Raw genomic sequence first — 18569 nt, 5'->3', positions numbered from 1 at the left:
CTTCCGCCGTTGCCGTTGTGCCCGTTGCGACCGAGCCAGTCGCGGAGCATGTTCCATTCCTTCTGCGCGCCCCACATGGCGTCGACGCAGCCGGTCTCTTTACTGGTGGCCTGGCCGTTGCCCCAGGAGTCGGTGGACTTGGTGAAGACCTGGCCGGTGCTGTAGTCCGCGCAGGACAGACCGGGGCGGGTGGTGTCGCGTAGGGAGAAGGAACTGCCCGAGCCACTGGTCTGGATGGTGAGCGGGTTCGGCCCGTTCCACTGGCTGTTGCCGCTGCCGGCGCGGACGTCGTCGTAGCTGTCGAGCACCGCTCCGGTGCTCGCGTCGACGAATACGTGCAGCCTGCTGGGCGCGGTGGCGGTACGACCGACCAGCACGGTCTCCCAGGCGAGCGCGCTCTTGTCGTCCTTGACCCGGACCACCAGGCGGTGCGAGTCGACCTTGTCCACGACCGGGAGTTGCGCCTTGGACGTGCTCTCGGCGGCGCCGGCCGTCACGGTCGGCTGGGTGGTGACCGCGACCCGTGTTCCGGTGGCGGACTGGGTCGAGCGGACCCGGCCCTGGCCGTCGGCCAGCACGACCGCGTCCCCGCCGACGACCGGGAGGCCGCGGTAGGTGCGCTGGTACGCGACGGAGTACAGGTCGTTGACCCACGGCGTGACGAATTGGCGTTCGTACTGCTCGTCCGGGCCCTTGGCGAGGGCGTCCAGGCCGCCGGCGGCCGCCCGGTCGGCGGCGGATACCGCGAGTGCCTGGGAGCCGGCGGGGGGAGGGGAGGGGTCGGCTCCGGCCGAGGACGGGCCGGCGGTGCCGATGGCCAGGCCGGCGAGCATGGCCAGGACGGTCCCGGCCGTGGTCGTTCTGCGGTTCATCGAGACTCCTTGGGTGGGGGAGACTCGACCACGTCGCCGGTCCGCGCCGCGTCCGCCTTGTGAGTGACGCGGGTGACCGTGCAGGCAGGCTGCGTGCCCGAGCGAGCGAAACACTCACACGGGCAAGGGGAGGCGGTGAAGCCGTCGGCGATATCCGGCTAGTTCTGTCAAATCGGCGCCGGCTCCGGCGCCCCACGCGGAACCCGCGCGCGGCGCGCGGGATTTCGGGCATCGTCGGCGTGGAATCAGCCGGCCTTTGACGGGCACGAGTGCGCCTCGGCTCCGGAATCCCAGGGTGCCAACGAACAGGCCATCGCATGGGCGCGCGACGCGGCAACCGGTACGGCGCACCCGGAGCACGCGTCGAAGGGGCGACGCGCGCTGCGTCGCCCCTTCGCGTGTGATGACCGGAGCAGCTCGGACGGCGCTTGCGTGGACAGCACGTTGATCGCCGCACGGTACGCGGTGCCCGCGTCGTCGGTCAGATGAATCTGGTAGTGCGGCGTGTCGGTGGCGCCTTCGCGTACGCGCGCCACCGCCCGCGCGGCCGGCACTCCGTAGTTCCGCAGTGGCATGGGCATCCCTTCCCCCGGGCCCGGACCGCGCCGGGCGGACCCGGCCATCGTGGCGGTGGGGCACACCGGAACCGGGCGCGACACACCGGGCGACGGCGACCCGCACCCGATCGTGCACCCCTCCGCGCGGCGCCGATCGGTCGAGCCGCACGGCACATCGAGGCCGGTGGTCGCCGCGCCCGTCGAGGAGGTCGGGTCACGGTTGGTGGGTCAACGCGGGCAGGGCCACGGTGGGATCGCCCAACAGCACCAGGCTCTGGCGGTCCAGGGCCGAGACGCGCAGCCTGGTCAACGTCTCGCGGACCGACGTGTCGCCGCCCGCCAACGCCTCCCGCAGTCGGGCCCAGCGGGTGTGCAACTCGCCGACGTCGGCCCGGTATTCGGCCAGCGCCAAGCCCAGCGGCTCGCCCGCGTACAGGTGCGTGGACAGCGCGGAGACCAAGCGCCCGCCGAGCCCCTGGCCGGTGTCCTCGACCTGCAGCGTCCAACTGAAGGTCGGTTCGACATGCCCGAGCACGGCCCGCACCGGGTCCTGCCGACCGAGCAGTCGCAAAGCCGCGGGTGCCACCATCGTGCCCAGGCCCGCGACGGCCTCGACCGTGCCGAAGGCGGAACTGCCGACCGGAAGCAGGCCGGCGTAGAAGCTCTCGCCCGCCGCGCCGGCCGAACAGCACGCCTGGGCGTACCAGACGCAGCCACCGGGCACGGCGTCGCACAGCGTGTCCAGCGGCACCGTGGTGTGCGTGCCGTCGACCGGCAGCCCGAGCGTGGCGCGCATCTCGGCGGGGTTGCCCAGCGGTCCGGTCCGACCGTGGCTGGAGGTCGCGAGCAGTCCGGGGCGGATCTCGGCCAGGGCGGCCGGCAGCGCCGCGCCGGTGGCCTCGGCCGCCGTGAGATTGCGGAACTGCGCGAGCGGGGGCGGCGTGAGCCGATCGGCCAGCGGCGACGCGATCACCGCGCGCATCAACGCCGTGATGTCGGTGGGACCGTGGTCGACCGTCCAGGCCAGCGCCCGATCCGTGCGGGCCGGTGCCTCGTTCCAGTCCGTGAGCAGGGCGTGCGCGTAGTGGGCCAACGGCTCCCCGGACAGGGGGATGCGCCCGACCAGGTGCCGGGTGCCCAGGGTGTACTGCACGGACCAGGGGATCACCTCGGGGCCGCCGACGATCGCCACGTACCTCGGGAGCCGGCCCCGGCCGGTGCCGAACTCGGACAACCCGATGGCCGGTTCCTGCGGCCGGTCGTGCGCGAAGTAGCGGCGCAGGAGGTGGCCGGGCAGGTCCGGGCTCCAGCGCAACACCACGGTGTCCGGCCGGGCCGCCAGCAGTTCGCGGATCGGTGCCGCGGCGTCCTCGCCGGCCGCTTTCGCGGCATCGGACAGATTCGGATCGGTGCTGTCCGGGAGCAGGATCCCGTAGCCGACGTCGGCCGAGCGCCAGTCGCGCGGATCGACCGGCGGGCCGAACGGGAGCACGGCCTGCGAACGCGGGATGCCGCGCGTTTTGGCACCCCAGCTTGCCGCGTCCTCACCCGTTGTGGCTCGCGCCACCTCGTCCCCGGTCCAGGCGTTGAGCTGGATGTCGGATGGCAGAGTCACGGATCACCACCGGCCAATCGGGCCCGCAGTCCGGCGATCAGCGCGTCGACCCGCTCGACCAGGCCCGGGTCGGCGGTGGTCGGGTCGAGCGTCGCGCGGAACCGCTCGAACGTGTCGAGCTGCCCCTGCAGGTTCGCCGTGTCGGACACACCGAGCGCGGAACTCGAGACGATCCGCAGCGGATTGTCCTGCACGTAGAGCACCGGATCCGACCACGAGTCGGTCAGGGTCGGATCGGCCTGCGCCATCGCCTGGCGCGGCGCGGTCAAGGTCGCGGCCCAGTCGATCTCGTGCTCCCCGGCATCCTTCACAGCGGTCCGGACAGTGGCGATCACCTCCGGGTACAGCGCGGCGCAGAACCGGTCGGTGTCGTTGAGGTCGATCAGCCTGCGCATGCCCGCGACGGCGGGCAATCCGTGCGAGACCAGCTCGTGGGCGAGGGAGAGCGTGTCCGAGGTCTGTGCCGTCTGGCAGGCCCCGAGTACGACCAGCCACGGCGAGCACGGCAACAACGCGACCACCAGGTCCGGCAGCTTCAACTGCACGGAGCCGACCGGTTCGCCGGCGTCGACGTCGGCGGTGTGCGCGAAGGCCAGCGTGCGCACACCGGCGGAGGCCCCGCCGTGACACAACAGGTGCACGATGTGCGGCCGGGCCGCGGTGATCCGCCTGGCCAGCTCCGGGGCGGATCCGGGCATCGCCTCGGCGGTGACCTCGGGTAGTCCGGTCGCCATGACGGCATCCAGCACGGCCTTTTCGGCGCTGATCACGTGCAGGTGGGTGTCGAGCGCCCGGGCGTCGGGCAGCGCGGTGGCGGCCAGCAGTGCCTGGAGCTGGGGCACGCCACTGCGCAGCGCCGCGGACAACACGGCGACGATGGTCAGCGGTGGAGCGAACGTGCGGCGATCGACGGGGCTGCGGATGGCGGCGATGCGGGCGATCGGCCAGCGGGCGTCGAGGGCGATGAAACCCTGTGGCGCGGACAGCAGTTGCTCCCAGGGCAGTTGATCGGCCTGGTTGGAGACCAGATGCAGGTACAGCGGCCCCGGTCCGGCGGCCGGCTTCTGCGCCAGGGCGACGTCCAGCCCTCGACTCACCACCGGATGGCGCAGGAGCCGCTCCAGCAGGGCCGCGCCGCGCGAGGCGATCGGGCCGCCCGGGTCGGTGACGTCGGTGAGTTCATTGGTGCCCAGCCCCGGGATGTCCGCGGGCGCCTCCCGCAACTTGAGCACGGTGCTGTCGCCGAACGGTTCGAAGCCCAGGACGGTACGCATCACGACTCCCGCATCCGCCGGTCGACGAGGGCGCGCAGTTCGGCGATGGCCTGCCCGACCCCGAGGTCGTAGGCCTGCTTCGCGGCCGGCGTCTCACCCGGCACGCCCGCCGTACGGACCAGCGCGGCCACCTGGTTCTCGATGTAACGCGTGGACGCGGCAACCCACATCGGCACCGAATCGGCGTCCGCGTAGCGCGCGGTGATCGCGTCGCCCCCGGCCACGCCGAGCGCGTTCGGCAGGATCGCCCCGCTGGTCGCCGAATCCCCGATGGGTGCCCGCCCGCTGAGCCAGGTCTGGCCGGGCCGGTCCGGATCGGGCCAGGGGTCCTGGAGCGCGGCCTGGACGAACTCCGGCTGGAGGTACGCGAACAGCGAGGGGTCGCGCGGTATCGGCACCGATCCCGGGGCGCCGGCGACGAACGCGTGTGCCTGGGCCAAGGCGTATCCGGCCGGATCCAGCGGCAACGCGCTGTAGAGAGTCGGCCCCGCACGCCGCAGACCGACGTGGTCGGCGATGATCCGGGTGGCCGCGTCGCAGGGATTGCCCGGGGGAGAGCCGAAGGACAACACGGACGCGCCGACGCGGTCGGCGAGGCGCCGCACGCGGTCCGCGCTCACGTACGCGCGACCGGATCGCGCGGTGGGCACGGCGGGATCGGCGCTCACCGACAGCACGGGGCGATCACCGTCGAAGGCGCCGTCCGTGACGATGTGCAGCGCCCGCACCGCGCGGCCGTCGAGCCCCGCGGTGATCCAGTCCCCCCACAACACCCGCCCCGGCGCGGGGAGTACGTCGCCGCCGGCGTGTGGGTCGTGTTGCCCCGAGCGATCGAGCCACACGGCGTTCCGGGAGTCGTGCAGATGGACCCGCGGTTCGTCCGGACCCTCGTGCAGCAGCCTACGCAACGCCTGTTCGGCGCCCGGGTCGGTGAACACGTGCACATCCACGTCACTCGCGACGGCGGAGCGCAGGGACGAGACGAACGACGAGAGATAGCCGGCGACCCAGGGCGCGTTTGGTGCCACGGACACGGCGACGGCCACGGTCCACACCCGACCAGGGTCGGATCCCGGCGGCAGTTGATCGGGAACGCGCACGAGCGGACGACCGGTGGCCGGTACGAGGGCGGCCTCCCACGGTACGGCGCCCAGGTGGCCGTACGGGGGCACCAGCCGCAACCACAGTGCGGTATCCGCCCCGAGGTCCGCGTCCAGGCAGTGTGTGACGGCCTCGACCAGGTCGGGGGGCACCACCAGGCGCGTCGGCGGCCCGGTGCCCTCGGAGAGCCCGAATGCGCCGTAGTCGAAGTCGGCGCGCCAATAGGTCGTGGCGCCGTCGGCGGGATATCCGACCAGCTCGGCCGCCGCGATCGGCGAGGACCGCGCCAGGTCGAGCCGTACCCGCAGCACCGCCAGACGCCATCGCTCGATGAGAGCCTCGGCCATCATCGCTCCCTTCGACGCGGGCCGCGTGTGTTCCCGGCCGTCGTGCCGTCGCCCGGCCACGGTCGGGGTCGTGGGCGCGTCGGGGCACGGCGTGCCCGTACCGCACTTCAGTCGGGTCGCACGAGCGCGTGCATGGCCCACCACGTGGCCGGGTTGCTCACCTCGCCGTGCCCGGTGATGGCCGGCTTCCCGTCGATCTCGACCCCGCCGTCCACGGCGATCACGCGCAACCCGCCGCCGAGGTCGTAGCGTTCCGCACCGGGGACGGCCGCCGGGCGACGGGCGGAGATCCCCTCCACCCCGCCCGGGCCGAACCCGCCCAGCGCACCGTACAGTTCGGGATCGCCGATTGCTGCGACGCCCGGTTCGCCCAGTTGACTTCCGCGCATCGCGAGATGGAAGAACTTGGTCAGCGGGTCGTCGAACGCGGAGAACGTGGTGAGCAACGGCCTTTCCACCGATTCCGGGACCGCGTGGTAGCCGCCGGGGCGTCCGGTGCCGGCGACGTCCGCCGCGAAGCACCAGCGGTTGACGGCGGCCTGCAACAACAACATCGACCGGGCGGGACGGTTCGGGGCGGCGGACGCGAGCGCGGACAACAACACCTTCGCGCCGAAGGAGTGGCCGACCAGATGCAGCTGGACCCCGCTCTCGCGCAGGATGTGCGCCACGAGCGGACCCACCCCGTTGTTCCCCACCTCACCCGCGCGAGCCTTCATCTTCCACACGGTGGCCGTGCGCAACAGACTGCGGGGATCGAAACCCCCGCCACCGGCGACGAGCAGACCCGGCGACGTACCGCCCGCGACGCCGAAGTCGTCCGGATCGACGGGCGGTGCCGCGGACTCGGCGCCGTCCAACGCCGCCCAGACGGTGAGCAATTCCTTCGCCGTGGGCGGTGGCCAACCATCGTCCGGATCGGGGCCGGCCCGCAGCGCGTCGAGCACGATCTCCGCCGCACGCAGCGCGGCATCGGAGTCGATCGTCGAGCGCCCGTCCACCAACTCGACGAACTCCGGGTCCGCCGCGGCGTCCAGGGACTCGGTGACCAGACCGAGCATCTCCTCCACCTGGCGCGCCTGTGCCCCGTCGGGATCCGGATCGGCCGCGATGTTCGGGCCCGCCTCCCACGGCATGACGAAACTCGTCGAGGGCCAGATGACGCCGATCAGCAACGGCCTGTAGTCCGGTGGAACCGGAACCCCGAACTGTTGCCGCTGGGCGATGAACCCGCTGATGAAACTGCGATAACGATCGAGGGCCTGCGCGAAGATGTTGTTCCACCCGTGGGAGAACAGGAAGACGTCGCCGACCCCGGCGAGCCGATCCTTGATCTCCTGCTCGGCGACCGGGCTGCGCAGTCCGCCGTCCTTGTCGTAGCGGAGCAGATACAGATCCGCGGTCGAGCCCCCGTCGAGCGGAAACTGTTGAAAAGGACCCGACATCGTCCGCCTCCAAGTGCGTGCGATGGTCGCATGGCGATCCCTCTCCATGGTTCACCTTCCCGAGGAGCGGGGCAAACGGGGCAGGATCGGCACGACGGGAGGGACGAGACGCCGCTCGGGGCATGGAACGGCCGGTCAGCGGGGAGGCTCCGGCAGGCCCAACGCGTCGTGCAGGTGCGAGCCGAGTTGCGTGCGCGAACGCACGGCGAACTTGCGGTAGATGCGGGTCAGTGACGCCTCGACCGTCTTCACGCTGAGGAACAGGGCCGCCGCCGCCTCTCGATTGCTCGCCCCCTGCGCGACCAGCCGCGCCACCCGCTCCTCGGTCGCGGTCAGCGTCGCGAACGCCGCGGCGGCATCGGAGCGCGGCGGGCCGGTCGGCGGCCCACCCGCTGCCGGCGGCCCGGCGAGCGTACGACGTGCCTGCTCCATCCACGGCCGTGCGTCGTACCGGGTGAACAGCGCCAACGCCTGCGCCCCGGCGGTGCGCGCGGCGGCGTGCCGGCGGCGGCTGCGCTCGATCCGGCCCCGGACCAACAGGCAGTGGCCCGCCTCCAGCGGCTGGTGCAGGACCTCGAAGACCTGCGTGGCGTGGTCGAGCAACTCCACGGCGCGCCCCACGTCGCCCCGAGCGGCGCACAGCACCGCCTCCGCCCGGTCGAGGTGCGCACTCGTGCCCCGCCCGCGGTCGGCGGGGTCCAGTGCCTGTCGGGCCGACCGGATCACCTGCTCCGATTCGTCGAGCCGGCCCCCGAGTGCCAGCGCGGAGGCCAGATCCCCGTGCCAGCGCAACATCGACGGCGGGGACACCCGCCGGTCCCGCGTCGGGTCGGCGATCCGCCGCAGCGCCGCGATGCCGCCGCACAGGTCGCCGGCGCGCAACCGCGCCTGTCCCAGGACGTGCAGATGGCGCTCCAGGAAGATCGAGTCGCCCTCCTGCTCCGAGGCACGCACACCGCGTTGCGCGTACGCCCCGGCCCGCGCCACGCTGCCACCGGCGAGTTCGGCGATCGCGCCGTTGTACCAACCCGGTCCCGGGCTCAGACCGGAATCCTCGGCGATCCGTATCGCCCGGTCCGCGAAGTGCAGCGCGTCCGCGCACCGGCCCAGGCGCGCGGACACGTCGGACAATGAGCGCAGGACGGCGACGATCTCCTCGCCGGTGCCGCCCTCGGTCCGGGCGAGCATGGCGAGCAGGTCGTGCCGGGCGTCGTCGAGCCGGTCGTCGAAGACCGCGAATCGCGCGGCCACGAAGCGCGGCGTCATGTGCAACCGGCCGTCGAGTTCGGGTTCCGGCAGCGCCAGCGCGCGGTCCATGTGCAGCCGGTGGTCGGCGCGTCCGGTGGCCCGCGCGGTCATCGCCGTCACGGCCAACGCCATCGACTCGGTGGCCCGGTCGCCGGCCGTACGGGCCAAGGCGATCGCCGAGTCGGCGTGGTGGGCGCTGCGTTCGTGATCGCCCGCCACCATCGCCGCCCACGAGCGGCGCAGCCGCAACGGCCCGGTCAGGGCCGGATCCTCGCCCGCGTCGAGCAGGGCCGCGGCGAACAACTCGTCCATGTCCGACAGCCCTTGGCCGGCGAGATCGATCAACGCCATGCGCACGCGCACGCGCTGCGCGGCCGGCGCGTCGGCGGCCAGCACCGCGTCCGCCGCCCGGTGCACGACCTCCGACAACCCGGCGGTGGCACCCACCTCCGCCGCGGCGACCAGCCGATCCAGTCGCCGGCCGTCCAACTCGGCGGGGGTGCGCTCCGCAGCCAGCAGATACAGCTCGGCGGCGAGCCGGCGGGACCCGCGCCGGCGGGCCTGGGCGGCGGTGCTCTCCAACTCCCGGGCGAGCTCCGCGTTCGGGTCCGCGCAGACGAGTGCCCGATGCCGGACGCGCGCGGCGGCGTCGGTGACCACCGTGGCCAGGGCCGAGTGCAGCCTCGCGCGATGGTCGGCACGCGCGGACTCGGCGAGCACGCCGGCCACGGCCGGCGGCGTGAACCTGATCTGCCCTCCCTCGCCGACCACGAGCCCGGTGGCGGCGGCGACCCGGATGTCGTACTCGGCGTCCGCGCGGCCCGCGCGCAGCAGCAGTTCGAGGGTCGGGCGGGTGGTCAGCGCCGCGACGAGCAACGTCTCGCGGGTCTGTGCGGACAGGCGCGCGACGCGCTCGCCGATCAACGCGCGCACCCGATGCGGCAACGGCGCGGGTCGGCCGTGGCGTGGGGCCCGATCCGCGGGTCCGCCCGCCAGGGCCAGGGCCAGGTACGGGTTGCCGCCGGAATCCGCGTGCAACTTGTTCGCGACACGTGCGGGTACGCCGTGCCGGTCGAAGAGTTCGACCAGGTCTTCCGCCGGCAGCGGCGGTACGGCCACCTCGACCGCGATCGGCGCGGTCAGCCAGGGCAGGTCCTCGCCGTCCGCGGCCGTACCCCGCTCGGGCCACCCGCCGGCGACCAGCGCCCGCACGTCGGTGCCGGCCAGGTGGTGCAGTGCGTGTGTGAGGACGTCGGCCGAGGCCGCGTCGAGCCAGTGCGCGTCGTCGACCACCACCAGGGTCGGGAAGAGCGCGGAGGAACGTTCGAGCAGCTCCTGCCAGGCCTGCCCGCACAGGTCGTGGAATCGGGCTCCGGACAACCGGCCCTCCCACGGCGGGCGGACCCGGGGGAACGCCTCGGGGCACATCCGGGTGTGTTCGCCCGCGAGCAGGTCGCCCACGACGGAGCGTTGCGCCGGTGCCAGCGCGGCCGGCAGTTCGGGCGGAACACGATGCAGCAGAGCGGCCAGCCCGGAATAGGGGACCCGCCGACCGATCTCGGTGCCACTCGTGCGCAGGACGTTCTCGCCGCGGGCCGTGGCCGATCCGCACACGGCGCCGATCACGGTGGTCTTGCCGATGCCGCTCGATCCGGTCAGCACCACGCTGCCACCGGCGGCGATCCGCGACTCGACGGAGGCGAGCAGTGCGGCCCGACCCACCAAGGGAGCCGACGGCGGGTCGAGGGTTTCGGCGGAGCCGGCGACCTGGTCGGCCATCGTCTCTCCCGGCAGAGGGGGAATTCCGGACTGAACCCTAGCCATCGGGCATGTCCGGCATCAACCCCGTGGATGGGTGTGGGCCGTTCGGGCCGTGCGTGCCGCGCCGGGTCGGTGGGAGATCGCCGCCCCGCACGCGGTCCGGCCCGACCCGATGGGGAATCGGGCCGGGCCGAGGCCGTGCGAACGGGAAACCGCCGAGGCACCCGCTCAGAAGGTGACCTTCCAGGAGTCGATCTTGCCGGTGTCGGCGGAGGCGACGTCCTGCACCTTCAACCGCCAGGTGCCGTTGGCGACTTCGCCGGAGACGTCGACGGTGTAGGTGGTGATGACGTTGTCCGCCGAGTCGTTGGCACTGGAGTTCTTGAGTCGGTAGACGGAGTTGTCCGGTGCGACGAGGTCGATGGTCAGATCACCGCGCCAGGTGTGCTTGATGTCGACGCCGACCTTGAGTCCGGCGGGCGCGTTGCCCGGTACACCGGTGACGGCGATGTCGCTGAAGATGGCCGCGCCGTTGTCGGGGATGGCCACGTCGTTGGTGTTCTCGAACGTGGTGCCGGGCGGCTCCCCGCCGCAGGTCTTGCCGATGGCGCGTGGGGGACAGTCCGCGTAGTCGAGCAGATGCAGGACGGCGGCCTTGTTCCGGGACGTCTCGCGATCGATGACCTCGTCGGGCGGATAGAAGCCACCGTTGCCCGACGCGGGATACATCTCGAACGTGTAGGCGTAGATGCGTTGATCGCCCCACAGCCAGTCGTCGATCGAGCCGTCCGTGATGTAGAGGTCGGACGACTGCTCGGGGGTGTAGCGGTTGGTCGCCGCCATGGCCCGGCCGATGGTGGCGAACGTGTTGTACTCGTCGGCGGTCATGCCGGGCACGACCTCGTCGTACGTCCAACCGAAGGGCCACAACACCAGTTCGCTGTAGGTGTGGAAGTCGATCGCCGCGGTCACCTGCTGCTTTCCGCCGACGACGCGGCTCTTCACCCAGTCGGTCACGGCCTTGACCTCGGGCGCGGATTCGGCCCTGGGTCCGCGATAGGTCTCACTGCCCGTGCTGCCCGAGGATCCGCCGCAACAGCCCCACTTGTAGTTCCAGTTGCGGTTGAGGTCGGTACCGACGTTGCTGGAACCGGAGTTGGGCTGCCGGTTCTTGCGCCAGCTTCGGTACGAACCGGTGGCGATGTCGAACTCGCCTCCGTCCGGGTTGACATCGGGCATGATCCAGATCTCGCGGCTGTCCACCAGCGCCTTGATCCGCGGGTCGCCGGCATAGCCGTCACCGAGCAACTTGACCAGGTAGAGAGCCATTTCGACGGTCAGGTGCTCCCGGGCGTGTTGGTGGTGGGTGAACAACACCTCCGGTTCCGCCTCGTCGACCGTCACGTTGTCCGAGATCTTCAGCACGTACAGGTCGCGACCCTCGTAGGAGCGCCCGATGACCTGCTTCGTGATCAGCGTCGGGTGGTTGGCGACCGCCTTGTCGATCTCGGTGACCATCTCCGCGTAGTTGTGGTAGCCGGAGTCCGCGGGCGGGAAGTCCCGGTTGATCCGGCCGCCGGGGGCGGGCGGGGCCTCCGCGTTCACGGTGAAGCCGAGCGCCCTGATCCGCCGGACCTCCTCCGGGGTCGCGGTGATCGACAGGCGGCTGTCCTCGACACCGTTGACGGCGGCGCCCGTCGCCGCGATGGCGCTGCGCTGTTGGGTGGTTCGCACGCCGACGACGCTGTACTCGGCCGACGTCGTGGCATCCGCGGACGACGGTGCCTTCTCGCCGACGGCGGGGTCGGGGTTGACCGCGACCATCGCGAGAGCGACGGTGAAGGCAGCCGTCAGGACGGACAGGCGTTTGCGTTTCACACGTGTACCTCCTCGTGGCGGCATCGGAGCGCTCCGATGCCGGAGGGATTGCGTCGTGTGTCGACGGACGCCGTCGGTGGGAGGCCGACGACAGGCCGCTCGGGCGGATCGCACGGCGCGCGATGGCGCGCGCCGGAGGCGATTCGGTACGGGGGACGTGCTCGGCACCGCGGCACCGGAGGTCGAGGGGACCGCTATCAAAGGGTAATCATCCGACCCCGGAGCGCGAATCAGGGAAAACCCTTGTCGCCCCGCCGGTTCGGGGGAGGGTTTCCGCGGGGGGTGCGCGGGTGGGGGATGCGCCGGACCGTTGCCGCCGGGCCGAGGCAAACCTTCGTTCGGGCGCGTGCGATCGGGTGACGCCAGCGCTTCGACGAGCCGTTGACCGTGCTGCACGTCGACCGCCGGACGGGGGAGATACTCCCGGCCGACGCGCCTACCCCCCCTGGTGCCGGGCGTCCGCGCCGGCTCGCACACCGTGCACTCCACCGACGGCACCCCCTGCAACTGTGGGCATGCCGACCCCCGGACGCCGACGGGCCGCTTCCGCTGGTGCTCAACCTGCACGGCGGCCCGAACCTGGTCTCCGTCGACTCCTACAAGGGCTCGCTCGGCGCGGCGGAGGTGGTCCGGCATCTCGCGGCCGGACTGCGCCGTGCCCGCCCCGGCCTGTCGGTGAGCGGCCTGCCCGTCGCCGACGGTGGCGAGGGCACCGTGCGCCCTGGTCCATTGCGGCTTCCGGCGCCGCGTGGTCACCGTCGGCGGCCCCACCGGCCGGGCCGTACGCGCCTGCTATGCGCAGCGTGGCAGCACGGCCGTGGTGGAACTCGCCCAGAGTTCCGGACTGGGGCTGCTGCCCGGCCACGTCCCCGCGCCGCTCACCGCGAGCAGCAGGGGCGCCGGCGAGGTCGTGCGCAAGGCGCTGGACACCGGTGCGCGCACCGTCGTGCTGGGGCTGGGCGGCAGTGCCTGCACCGACGGGGGAGCGGGACTGCTCGGCGCGCTGGGGGCCCGGTTCACCGATGCCGGCGGGCGAGTGATCCCCGACGGCGGCGCGGCCCTGCGCGACCTCGCCGACGTCGACCTGTCCGGCCTCGATCCGCGGCTGGCGGCCACCGAATTCGTCCTCGCCACCGATGTCGACGCGCGTTTGTCGGGACCCGGCGGGGCCGCGGCGATGTACGGACCGCAGAAGGGCGCCGGGCCCGAGGACGTCGGCGTCCTGGAGGCCGGACTCGGGCGCTTGCTCGAGGTCCTGACGCGGACCGTGGGTCCGGGGGTCGCACGCCTGGCGGTCCTGCCGGGCGCCGGGGCCGCCGGCGGCAGCGGCTTCGGCGCGCTGGTCGGCCTGGGCGCGCGGTGCCGACCCGGCGTCGACGTCGTCCTCGACGCGGTGGGGATCGACCGGGAGTTGCGCGCGGCCACCCTGGTGGTGACCGGGGAGGGCTCCTTGGACCGGCAAACCCTCCAGGGCAAGGCCCCGTTGGGCGTTGCCCGCCGCGCCGGCCTCCACGGCGTCCCCGTGATCGCCGTATGCGGACGCCTGAGCCTGACCCGCGATCAGCTCGCCGCGGCCGGATTCCGGGCCGGCTACACCCTGGCCGGCCTCGAACCCGACGCGGAACGCTCCATCGCCGCCGCCGCCCCGCTGCTGCGGGCCATGGGGCGGCTGATCGCCCACGAGCATCTCCCCGACCCCGCGTCGCCCACGGCACGCGCGAGGTAGCGGCCGTAGCGCGGACCGGGATCCGTGGACGGCTCGGAGAACGGCCACGGATCCCGGTCGCGTTCGTCGGCGTGTGGCGTCGGGCGCGGCGCCTGCGTCCGATGTGGAGCGCTGCGGATGCGCGGGGCGAGGGCGGTCTTCAGCGGGGCGGGACGACCGGGCGGCCCAGGAGAGCGGCGAGTCGATCGAGAATCGGGGCGTTGTCCGGGGCCGGTTGGGGTGGTGCGAACGGGGTCCGGTCCGGTGCGACGTCGACGAGTCTGTCGCGGGTGAAAGCGAGCTCCCGCTGGACGACGTCCTCGGGGAAGCGGAGTTGCCGCCCGGTTGCCCGGGCGAGGTCCCATCCGTGGACGAGCTCTTCGACGGTGCGCAGGTGTACCGCGGCGATGCCCGGGACGACGCCGGCGGGGAGGTGGAAGACCCGTGTTCGCACGCCCGGCTGCGCGAACGCGGAGAGGAGGTTCTCGGCGGCGTTCCGGTAGGCGGCCGCAGGACGGTCGCCGAGCATGTCCCGGACCGTGGGGTCCAAGGCGTCGGGCGCGGCGCGCGTCCCGTCGCGTAGAACGGCGGTGAACAGGTGGCTGCCGAGGACCAGATGATTGACGAGTGTGCGTACGTCCCACTCCGGGCAGGGGGTGGGCGCGCGCCATTGGCTTTCCGGGACGTCGGCGACCAGGTTGCCGACGGCTCGAAGGACCACGGCCAGATCGGTGAGGTTGGTGAACTTGGTGGGATCGGTGAGCTCGGTATCGGTGTCGGTGTTCGCTACGTTTCCGAGGTGATGGGATTCGGGTTCGTGGGTCACTGCTCTGCTCCCCGTGTACTCGGAGTTTCGGGTCGTCGGTCGTCGAGGCCGGCCACGAAGGTCCGCGCCTCTATCAGGTAGGCGGTGCAGGCATCCGCGTCGGCGGGCGTTACGCGAACCCACTGCCTCATCGGCCGCCCACGGCGGGGTTCGCAGGCTCGGCCCACGCCCATGGCGATGAGTTCGGACACGCGTGTGGCAGCCAACTTGACGGTGAGGCCGTCGCCGGCGACGAACGCGTAGAACCTGCCGGCGATCTTCAGCCCCGGCGAGTGCAACATGAGGCCACGCTCGTCGTCGGGATGTTCTTCGAGCACTGTCCGACTCGCGCGCTCGAATACGTCCATGTCCATGGCCGGTCGCCGTCCTTTCGTGTGTGTTGTGGTCCTTCTCTTGTCGAGACACCACCGGCGCCGCAAACGGAACGGTCTCGATCGGATGAATCCGGGTGGGGCGGCTGCCGTGGGAGGATGACGCGGTGAGTCGGGACGACACGTTGGACCGCGCGCGGTCCGGGGACGAGCAGGCGTTTCGCGAGCTCACCGAGCCGCATCGGCACGAGCTTCTGGTGCATTGCTACCGGATCCTGGGGTCGCTTACCGATGCCGAGGACATGCTCCAGGAGACCCTGATCGCGGCGTGGCGCGGCCTGGACGGTTTCGCCGGCCGGGCATCGCTGCGGACGTGGCTGTATCGCATCGCCACCAACCGCAGCCTCAACGCGGTCCGTGATGCCGGTCGGCGCCGACCGCCCGAGCCGACGCCGCCGTTCGTTCCGCCCGAGCCCACCCGCCGCAGCGACACGACCTGGTTGCAGCCCTGTCCGGACACGCTCCTGGAGCACATCAGCGACCGGGCACCGGGACCCGAGGCCCGCTACGACTCCAGGGAAGCGATCGAACTGGCCTTCGTCGCAGGGCTGCAGCACCTTCCGCCACGCCAAGCCGCCACCCTCGTCCTGCGTGACGTGCTGGGGTATCCCGCCGACGAGGTCGCGGACATGCTGGGGACGAGTACGACTGCCATCAAGGGCGCCTTGCAGCGTGCTCGTGCGCAGCTGCGCCGGCACAGCATCGACCGCGATCGAATGGCACTTCCGGACTCGCCGGGAGAGCGCGAGCTGTCCCGGCGCTTCGCCGACGCGTTCACGGCCGGCGACATCGACGGCCTCGTGACGTTGTTGACCGACGACGCGTGGCTGGCCATGCCACCGGCACCACATGAGTACCACGGCCCGGCGGCGATCGCGGCCTTCTTCACCACGTTCCACGCCTGGCGCGGACGCCGTCGCCTGCGGGTGATCCCCACCCGCGCCAATACCCAGCCGGCCCTGGGCTGCCATCTCACCGAGCCCGACGAGTCGACCGCGCGTGCGGCCGGGCTGATCGTTCTCACCGTGGGCGACCACGGAATCCACGCCGTCACGTGGTTCCTCGGTGACTACCTGCCGCATCGGTTCCAACTCCCGGAAACCGTGGGCTGATCCGCCCGCGCCACCGCGGCGTGTTGTTCGGGGTCCGGTGCTCCGATGAGCTGCCCCTGGCGCGGACGCCCCATCCGCACCCTGCGAGCCGAGCTGCGCCGACCCTGACCCCGGACCATCGCCGAATCCGCGCGCACCGCCGAGGTGGTCCATCATCGTCGGCTTGCCCTCGGTGCCCTGGAGCCCGAGCGTGCCCGCGCCGGGCACGGCCAGGGAGGTGGCCGAGCCCCAGCCCTGTTCGGTTTACGGGCGTTTGGTCGGGGGTGGCACGGCCGGGGCGAAGTTGGCGAACGGCTCGGCGGCCGTGATCAGGGCTGCCAGGGCCGGGGACGTGGCGGCGTCGGGATGGGCGGCCAAGGCCTCCCGGGCGCTTGTGATCGCGGCGCGCAGGTCCTCGTGGCGCGAGGTGGGCATCGGGTTCCCTCCGGGACCGAAACGATGATCTTCCGGAGTCGTTTCCGGCCTCGAACAGCGATGATATCCGAGGCCGGACGGCGAACCGGACGGCACACCGCAGCCGTTCGGGGCAGCGAACCGGATTGCGCGATACGGGCAGCCCGATGGGTTCGCCCGGGCCGTGGAGCACACCGGCCGCACGGCTTCCGGCGACTGCGCATCCGTTATCCGTTGTCCCTCGTCCGTGGGGAGCGGCGCGAGGACACGCGCCGTCGAACGCCGCTTGCACGGCTGATACCCCACTTGTATACATGTTGCTCATGAGTGGTGTACGAGCTGCGGGCCCGCAACGCGGCTCCGCGCAGGACCTGACCTACCGCTGGCTGAAGCGGCACATCGCACAGATGCCGCGGCACGACGGCACGTTCCTGACCGAGTCGGAGGTCGCGCAGGCGGCGGGGACCTCGCGTACCCCCGTGCGGGAGGCACTGCTCCGGCTCGAGGCGGAGGGTTTCATCCGGATCGTGCCGAAGAAGGGCGCCTACGTGCCGCCGATCTCGGATGCCGAGGTCCGCGCCGTGATGCAGGCCCGGGAGATGGTCGAGGACTGGACCATCCGGCGGGTCGCCGCTCAGGGGGCGGAGTTCGCCGTCGAGCTGGAGCGCCTGGTGGCGGAGCAGGCCGGCCTGCTCGCCGATCCGGTCGCCTTCATCGACTGCGACCGGGTGTTCCATCGCACGATCGTGCGGGCGGCCGGCAACCCCGTACTGGCCGAGTTCTACGAATCGTTGCGGGACCGGCAGATCCGGATGGGGCTGCGCGCGGTGGTCCGTGCCGAGAGCCGGGCCCGGGCCGTGCTCGACGAACACGGAGCGATCGTTGCCGCGGTGCGCGACGGCGACGCGGAGCGGGCGGGGCAGGCCGTCGCGGCCCACCTGTCGAGCACGCTGGCTGCCCTGAGCGTGCCGGACATGGCGGACTGGACGGGGCTCGCCGCTCGGGAGGAGGGCTCATGAGAATCGCTCTGCTGCAGATTGCCAGTCCGCCGGAGGAGTCCCCGCAGCAGCGGCGGGAGCGGGTCGACGGGATGCTCACCCGGGCGCGGGGAGCGGACCTGGTCGTGCTGCCGGAGTTGTGGGCGGCCGGATACTTCGCCTTCGACGCCTACACCGAGCGGGCCGAGACCCTGGCCGGTCCCACCGTGACGGCGGCCCGCGGCTGGGCCCGGCGGCTCGGCGCCCACGTGCACCTCGGCAGCATCGTCGAGCGCGACGACCGGGGACGCCTGTTCAATACCGCCGTGTTGATCGACCCGGGCGGGGAGATCGCCCACACGTACCGCAAGGTGCACGTCTTCGGCTACGCCTGCCGCGAGGCCGAACTCCTCACCCCGGGCGACACGTTGGAGGTCGCCGACACCGGGCTCGGCCCGATCGGCGCGACCACCTGCTACGACCTGCGATTCCCCGAACTGTGGCGGGGGTTGATCGATCGTGGCGCGAAGTCGGTGATCGTACCGGCCGCATGGCCGGCCGCCCGACGCGAGCACTGGCGGCTGTTCACCACCTGCCGCGCCGTGGAGGAGCAGGTACTCGTGATCGCGTGCAACGCGGTCGGCACGCAGGACGGCGGCGTCGAACTCGGCGGCCACAGCCGGGTCGTCGACCCCTGGGGCAAGGTGCTCGCGGAGGCCGGCACCGCGGAGGGCGTGACCTTCTGCGACGTCGACCCCGCAGTGGTCGACACGGTGCGGGCGGAGTTCCCGGTGCTCGCCGATCGCCGTTGGCCGCTGTGACGGTCGTGGGCACCGGCGCGAAGTACCGACGACCGGAGCGCGGACCGCCGAGGGGCCCGCTGATCCCGCGGGGGCCTCGATCGAGCCGGTTGCACGAGGCATGCGTACATCCGGCTCGGCGAGGTGCGTGACCGGATCGAACCGGGTATCGGCCACCGACTCGGAAGCAACTCGGATCGGCACATCGACGACCAAGCCGGTGGTGCCGAGGTCGTGGTGGCCCCGGGTATGACCGTGGCGAACCGGACCGTTCTCGAGGAGGCGGA

At 72.2% G+C, this 18569-nt stretch carries 13 protein-coding genes and 2 pseudogenes; 4 read left to right on the top strand and 11 right to left on the bottom strand.

What is annotated here, in order from left to right; all coding sequences use genetic code 11:
- The 8 genes and pseudogenes from ACIRL2_RS46520 to ACIRL2_RS46485 form a co-directional block, all read right to left on the bottom strand.
- Positions 1-872, bottom strand: a pseudogene (locus ACIRL2_RS46520) (peptidase M28); the annotation flags it as partial.
- 245 nt (positions 873-1117) lie between these two features.
- Positions 1118-1447 (bottom strand): DUF2278 family protein, encoded by a 330-nt coding sequence (locus ACIRL2_RS46515; RefSeq protein ID WP_402241065.1) that lies wholly within the window; start codon positions 1445-1447, stop codon positions 1118-1120.
- Between the two features lie 196 nt (positions 1448-1643).
- On the bottom strand, positions 1644-3044 hold the full coding sequence (locus ACIRL2_RS46510) for a hypothetical protein (protein ID WP_395872553.1): 1401 nt from the start codon (positions 3042-3044) through the stop codon (positions 1644-1646).
- Positions 3041-4318, bottom strand: coding sequence for a CHAT domain-containing protein (locus ACIRL2_RS46505; protein ID WP_402241063.1), 1278 nt, complete (start codon positions 4316-4318; stop codon positions 3041-3043). Before ACIRL2_RS46505 ends, ACIRL2_RS46510 begins: the two co-directional genes overlap by 4 nt.
- Positions 4318-5766: a hypothetical protein gene (locus ACIRL2_RS46500; protein ID WP_402241061.1), complete on the bottom strand. Its 1449-nt coding sequence runs from the start codon at positions 5764-5766 to the stop codon at positions 4318-4320. The genes ACIRL2_RS46505 and ACIRL2_RS46500 overlap by 1 nt, the downstream gene beginning before the upstream one ends.
- A gap of 107 nt (positions 5767-5873) precedes the next feature.
- Complete coding sequence (locus ACIRL2_RS46495; protein ID WP_402241059.1) at positions 5874-7211, bottom strand: hypothetical protein; 1338 nt, start codon at positions 7209-7211, stop codon at positions 5874-5876.
- A gap of 135 nt (positions 7212-7346) precedes the next feature.
- On the bottom strand, positions 7347-10238 hold the full coding sequence (locus ACIRL2_RS46490) for an AAA family ATPase (RefSeq protein WP_402241057.1): 2892 nt from the start codon (positions 10236-10238) through the stop codon (positions 7347-7349).
- A 210-nt stretch (positions 10239-10448) separates the two neighbouring features.
- Positions 10449-12098, bottom strand: a complete 1650-nt coding sequence (locus ACIRL2_RS46485) for a M14 family metallopeptidase (RefSeq protein WP_402241056.1) — start codon at positions 12096-12098, stop codon at positions 10449-10451.
- Between the two features lie 561 nt (positions 12099-12659).
- Here ACIRL2_RS46485 and ACIRL2_RS46480 point away from each other — a divergent pair.
- Positions 12660-13824 (top strand): annotated as a pseudogene (locus ACIRL2_RS46480) (glycerate kinase).
- 139 nt (positions 13825-13963) lie between these two features.
- Here ACIRL2_RS46480 and ACIRL2_RS46475 read toward each other — a convergent pair.
- Together ACIRL2_RS46475 and ACIRL2_RS46470 are read right to left on the bottom strand one after the other, a co-directional pair.
- A complete protein-coding gene (locus tag ACIRL2_RS46475) occupies positions 13964-14629 on the bottom strand; it encodes a TIGR03086 family metal-binding protein (protein WP_402241054.1) in 666 nt (221 codons plus the stop codon).
- A complete protein-coding gene (locus ACIRL2_RS46470; RefSeq protein ID WP_402241053.1) occupies positions 14626-14976 on the bottom strand; it encodes a hypothetical protein in 351 nt (116 codons plus the stop codon). The genes ACIRL2_RS46475 and ACIRL2_RS46470 overlap by 4 nt, the downstream gene beginning before the upstream one ends.
- 131 nt (positions 14977-15107) lie before the next feature.
- Here ACIRL2_RS46470 and ACIRL2_RS46465 point away from each other — a divergent pair, with 131 nt between their 5' ends.
- Complete coding sequence (locus ACIRL2_RS46465) at positions 15108-16112, top strand: RNA polymerase subunit sigma-70 (protein WP_402241051.1); 1005 nt, start codon at positions 15108-15110, stop codon at positions 16110-16112.
- Between the two features lie 243 nt (positions 16113-16355).
- Here ACIRL2_RS46465 and ACIRL2_RS46460 read toward each other — a convergent pair whose 3' ends face one another.
- The gene (locus ACIRL2_RS46460; protein WP_395872540.1) at positions 16356-16526 is read right to left on the bottom strand and encodes a hypothetical protein; all 171 of its coding nucleotides are present in this window, start codon (positions 16524-16526) and stop codon (positions 16356-16358) included.
- Positions 16527-16828: 302 nt separating this feature from the next.
- Here ACIRL2_RS46460 and ACIRL2_RS46455 point away from each other — a divergent pair, with 302 nt between their 5' ends.
- Together ACIRL2_RS46455 and ACIRL2_RS46450 are read left to right on the top strand one after the other, a co-directional pair.
- A complete protein-coding gene (locus ACIRL2_RS46455) occupies positions 16829-17524 on the top strand; it encodes a GntR family transcriptional regulator (protein ID WP_402241048.1) in 696 nt (231 codons plus the stop codon).
- A complete protein-coding gene (locus ACIRL2_RS46450; RefSeq protein ID WP_402241046.1) occupies positions 17521-18303 on the top strand; it encodes a carbon-nitrogen family hydrolase in 783 nt (260 codons plus the stop codon). The genes ACIRL2_RS46455 and ACIRL2_RS46450 overlap by 4 nt, the downstream gene beginning before the upstream one ends.
- Positions 18304-18569: the final 266 nt, after the last annotated feature.

It is taken from the genome of Embleya sp. NPDC127516 (genome assembly GCF_044765325.1).
Lineage (GTDB): Bacteria > Actinomycetota > Actinomycetes > Streptomycetales > Streptomycetaceae > Embleya.
This window is presented reverse-complemented; position numbering and strand designations above follow the sequence as displayed.